Source organism: Cesiribacter andamanensis AMV16 (assembly GCF_000348925.1).
Taxonomy (GTDB): Bacteria; Bacteroidota; Bacteroidia; order Cytophagales; family Cyclobacteriaceae; genus Cesiribacter; species Cesiribacter andamanensis.
Genome location: NZ_AODQ01000212.1, coordinates 1 through 3832, shown reverse-complemented (window position 1 = coordinate 3832; position 3832 = coordinate 1). Strand labels below are relative to the sequence as shown.

Sequence of the window (3832 nt, the reverse complement as noted above, 5' to 3'; positions counted from 1 at the left end):
TTATTGATATTGGGCGCGCGCCAGCAAGCCAGCCAGGGGACTTATCACAGGTACGAAAATAAGGAACTATCACCCCTTCCCCACCACCTTCATAAACTGCCGGGGCAGGGGGAGCTCAAGGGCAATGGTTTTGCCGCTCTGGGGGTGGGGCAGGCGCAGGGAATAGGCCAGCAGGTGAATGGGGCGGCCTTCTACCTTGGGGGCGCCGTAGCGCCAGTCGCCGGCAATGGGGCAGCCCAGGTGGGCCAGGTGTACGCGCAGCTGGTTCTTGCGGCCGGTCTCCAGCTGCAGGTCCAGCAGGCTGTGGGCCTTGTACTGCTCTACCAGCTGATAATGGGTAATGGCTTCCTTGGCGCCTTCCTGCGGCCCCTTTACCACCTTTACCAGCTGGTTGGGAGCCTCCCACAACCAGGTGCGGATGCTACCTTCCCGGGCAGGGGGTGCGCCATGCACCAGGGCATAGTAGCGCTTTTCTACCTGCCGCCAGTTGTCTTTGAGCAGCTGCTGCACCCCCTCGCTTTTGGCAAAGATCACCAGGCCGCCCACCTCCCGGTCCAGCCGGTGCACAATCCAGGGGCGCTCCCCACCCCCTGTTTTGGCCCGCAGCCAGTCAAATACTTCTTTGTAGAGGCTCGTCTCAGGTGTTTTGCTTTGGTTAACCGTCAGCAGGCCGGCAGGTTTCTCCACAATCAGCAGATGCTTGTCTTCATAATGAACTGGAAAGGGCGCCTGTCCGCTGGCAGCCGGCGCGCTGCCCTTCCGGATCTCCACCTTACTGCCTTCCTGCACCACTACAGAGGGGTTGGCCAGGGGCTTGCCATTGGCCAGCAGGGTGGCGTGCTTCAGCAGGTTGCGGATGCGCTGCTTGGGCGAATCGGGCAGCTGTTCCTGCATAAGCTCAAAAAGGGAGGCGGTGCGGGGGGCGGTAAACTGCATGGCTTAGCGGATAAAACGTAAATAGGTGCCCAGAGGAAGTTGATGTCCTGACTTGGCCTGCAGGTACAGCTCGCCCATCTGGGGATGTTCAACCCCCATGTGCTGCCGCACCAGGTTGGCCATCACCAGCGCCGACAGGCCCATGGAGTAGAGGTTGAGCAGCAGAAAGCTGTTGGCAGGTTCCAGCAGCTGGCCGGCCAGCGCCACCAGCTCGTTGAGGTCCTGCTCCAGCACCCATTTTTCACCCTTGGGGCCGCGGCCGTAGGAGGGAGGGTCCATAATGATGCCGTGGTAGCGGTTACCCCGCTTGGCCTCGCGGCGTACAAACTTCATGGCATCCTCTACCACCCAGCGAATATCGGGCAGCTGGCTAAGTTCCCGGTTCTGGTTGCTCCAGCTTACCGTCTGGCGGATGCTGTCCAGGTGCGTTACATCGGCGCCGGCAGCAGCGGCGGCCAGCGAGGCCCCTCCGGTATAGGCAAAAAGGTTCAGCACCCGGGGGCGCTGTATGGGTAGTTGCTGTAAGGTTTGGTAGATCCAGTTCCAGTTCTCGGCCTGCTCGGGAAAGACCCCAATGTGGCCAAAGGCGGTAAGGGCCAGGCGAAACTGCAGCTGCATGCCCGCATGCCGGTAGCCGATCTGCCACTGCTCGGGCATGTTTTTGAGTGCCTGCCAGGCCCCTTTTTCGGCATTGAGCACAATGTTTTCCTGCCGGCCTTTTTCCCGTACATAGCGGGCATGGGCCTGGCGCTCCCACTCGGCCTCGGGCAGGGCCTTTTCCCAGACGGCCTGCGGCTCGGGCCGGGCCAGAATGTAGCGGCCAAAGCGCTCCAGCTTTTCAAAATCGCCGCAGTCCAGCAGTTCATAGTCCTGCCAGTCGGCGGGGCTTAGCAGGGTAAAGGTATGGGGAGTGGCCATGTAGGGGCAGCTTCTAGTCAACAAAAAGACAATATTAGCAGAAAGCGGGCAAAATAGTGGGCTTTTTGCAAATTTGCAGCCGCAGGCCCGGCTTTGCTACTGTTAACCAATTGCCCGCCCAAGCGTTCACCTAAAGAGCTTAATCCTCATCCCCTATGCTTGTTATCTCCTCTCCCCAGAACCCCCGTGTTAAAAAAGCTGCTGGACCTGCAGGAAAAAAAGCCGTAGCCGCCGTCAGGAGGGCATGTTTGTGATTGAAGGGCCGCGGGAGATCCGCCTGGCGCTCAAAGGGGGGTATCGCATTGAGAGCCTCTACTTCTGCCCCGAGCTCATTACCACCCGGGAGGCCGAGCAGGCCATTGACGAGGCCGGCAATGCCGAGCAGATCCAGCTTACGCTGCCAGTCTTTGAAAAGCTGGCCTACCGCAAGAGCACCGGCGGCTTGCTGGCGGTGGCGCTGATGAAGCCTCAGGGCCTGGAGCAGCTGCAGCTGGGCAAAAAACCCCTGCTCCTGATCTGCGAGGGGGTAGAAAAGCCTGGCAACCTGGGTGCCCTGCTGCGTACGGCCGATGCCGCCCGCCTGGATGGGCTGATCATCTGCGACCCGAAAGCTGATTTCTACAACCCCAATGTGATCCGCTCCAGTGTAGGCTGCGTATTTACCCAGCCGGTGGCGGCGGCCAGCTCTGAAGAGACCATTGCCTGGCTGCGGCAAAATAAGATTAAGATATATGCAACCGCTTTATCGGCCTCGGTGCGCTACGATACGGTGGATTTTACCCGCCCCTCAGCCCTCATCATGGGCACGGAGGCCACCGGCCTTAAGGATGAATGGTTAGCGGCTTCGGATCAGAACATTATCATTCCCATGCGGGGCGAGATTGATTCCATGAACGTATCGGCGGCGGCAGCTGTGGTGGTTTTTGAGGCTGCGCGGCAGCGGGGCTTTGCGTAACCTTTATGTAGTATTGCTAGTATAGGGAAGCAAACCAAATATGATATTGACATGATGAAACGGTTTATTTTTTCCCTGGCCCTACTGACTTTTTGTGTTTTTGGCGTACAGGCCCAAACCGCCGGAGTTGGTTTAAAAGCGGGTCTTAACCTGGCCAATATTGGCGGGGGCGACCTGAGCAGCGGCAAGACCCGCACCGGGATACATGCCGGCCTGATGGGTGCTTTTGGCCTGGCACCAGGCGTATTCCTGCAACCTGAGCTACAATTCTCCATGCAGGGCGAAGGTGTACGGGATACCGATGAAGAACTGCACCTTACCTACATCCACATACCCGTAATGGCAAAGGTGATGCTGGGCGAAGTCTTTAACCTGCAGTTTGGTCCCTATGGCAGCTTCCGGGTTGGCGATGTAAAGGGTGGCGATGCCACGCTGCGCGAGTCCTGGAATTCTTTTGATGCCGGCGTAGGCCTTGGCCTTGGCGTGGGCGATGCCAGCGGCTTTACCGTAGATGCCCGCTACCTCTATGGCCTGACCTCCGTAAACGACGCGCAGAAATTTGAAGGAGCCGGTAACCGCTTATTGCAATTATCGGTAGGCTATTTCTTTGGCGGAAACCGCTAAGAACTGGTAAACTATACTAGAGTAAGAAACTAAAAAAGCCCCGGCTGCATGGCCGGGGCTTTTTTTGCTTATCGGGCCGAGCGTGCATCAATCACAGACCCAAAGAAAATGGCATTGATCAGGAGGCGCTCCGAGCCCCGCCAGAAGGCCCGGAATACGGGATTATCGGGCAGCACAATGGAACGGCCGCTGCCATAAGCCGATACCTGTACGGCAGGGGTGCCGCTGAGGTCTTTCAGATGCTGCGGCCATACATAACCGGCCTGCAGGGGGTTTTGGGTATAGCGCAGCGGCTGGGCATAGGGGTTGGTAGCAGCCTGCAACACATCGGCATTGGTGCGGAACAGGCTGATGGTAGGCTGGGTATAGCCCCAGAGCAGGGGGTGCGTGGTATCGGCC

Annotated in this window: 4 protein-coding genes and 1 pseudogene; 2 read left to right on the top strand and 3 right to left on the bottom strand. The window is 58.6% G+C overall.

From position 1 onward, the window contains the following. Positions 1–69: 69 nt before the first annotated feature. Both ADICEAN_RS20440 and ADICEAN_RS20435 read right to left on the bottom strand, forming a co-directional pair. On the bottom strand, positions 70–936 hold the full coding sequence (locus ADICEAN_RS20440) for an RluA family pseudouridine synthase (protein WP_009197581.1): 867 nt from the start codon (positions 934–936) through the stop codon (positions 70–72). A 3-nt stretch (positions 937–939) separates the two neighbouring features. Further along, positions 940–1854, bottom strand: a complete 915-nt coding sequence (locus tag ADICEAN_RS20435; protein WP_009197580.1) for a class I SAM-dependent methyltransferase — start codon at positions 1852–1854, stop codon at positions 940–942. A 244-nt stretch (positions 1855–2098) separates the two neighbouring features. Between ADICEAN_RS20435 and ADICEAN_RS20430 the strand changes: the two genes are divergently transcribed. Further along, positions 2099–2809 carry an RNA methyltransferase gene (locus ADICEAN_RS20430; protein ID WP_009197579.1) on the top strand — a complete coding sequence of 237 codons (711 nt, stop codon included), beginning with the start codon at positions 2099–2101 and terminating at the stop codon, positions 2807–2809. 51 nt (positions 2810–2860) lie between these two features. Continuing rightward, positions 2861–3433, top strand: a complete 573-nt coding sequence (locus tag ADICEAN_RS20425) for a porin family protein (protein ID WP_009197578.1) — start codon at positions 2861–2863, stop codon at positions 3431–3433. Positions 3434–3501: 68 nt separating this feature from the next. Here the strand turns inward: ADICEAN_RS20425 and ADICEAN_RS22845 are convergent. Next, positions 3502–3832: pseudogene (locus ADICEAN_RS22845) on the bottom strand (zinc carboxypeptidase); the annotation flags it as partial.

Bases quoted from the DNA above. Each gene is read 5' to 3' on its own strand.
- ADICEAN_RS20430 (WP_009197579.1), top strand. From the start codon at position 2,099: ATGTTTGTGATTGAAGGGCCGCGGGAGATCCGCCTGGCGCTCAAAGGG.
- ADICEAN_RS20440 (WP_009197581.1), bottom strand. From the start codon at position 936: ATGCAGTTTACCGCCCCCCGCACCGCCTCCCTTTTTGAGCTTATGCAG.
- ADICEAN_RS20435 (WP_009197580.1), bottom strand. From the start codon at position 1,854: ATGGCCACTCCCCATACCTTTACCCTGCTAAGCCCCGCCGACTGGCAG.
- ADICEAN_RS20425 (WP_009197578.1), top strand. From the start codon at position 2,861: ATGATGAAACGGTTTATTTTTTCCCTGGCCCTACTGACTTTTTGTGTT.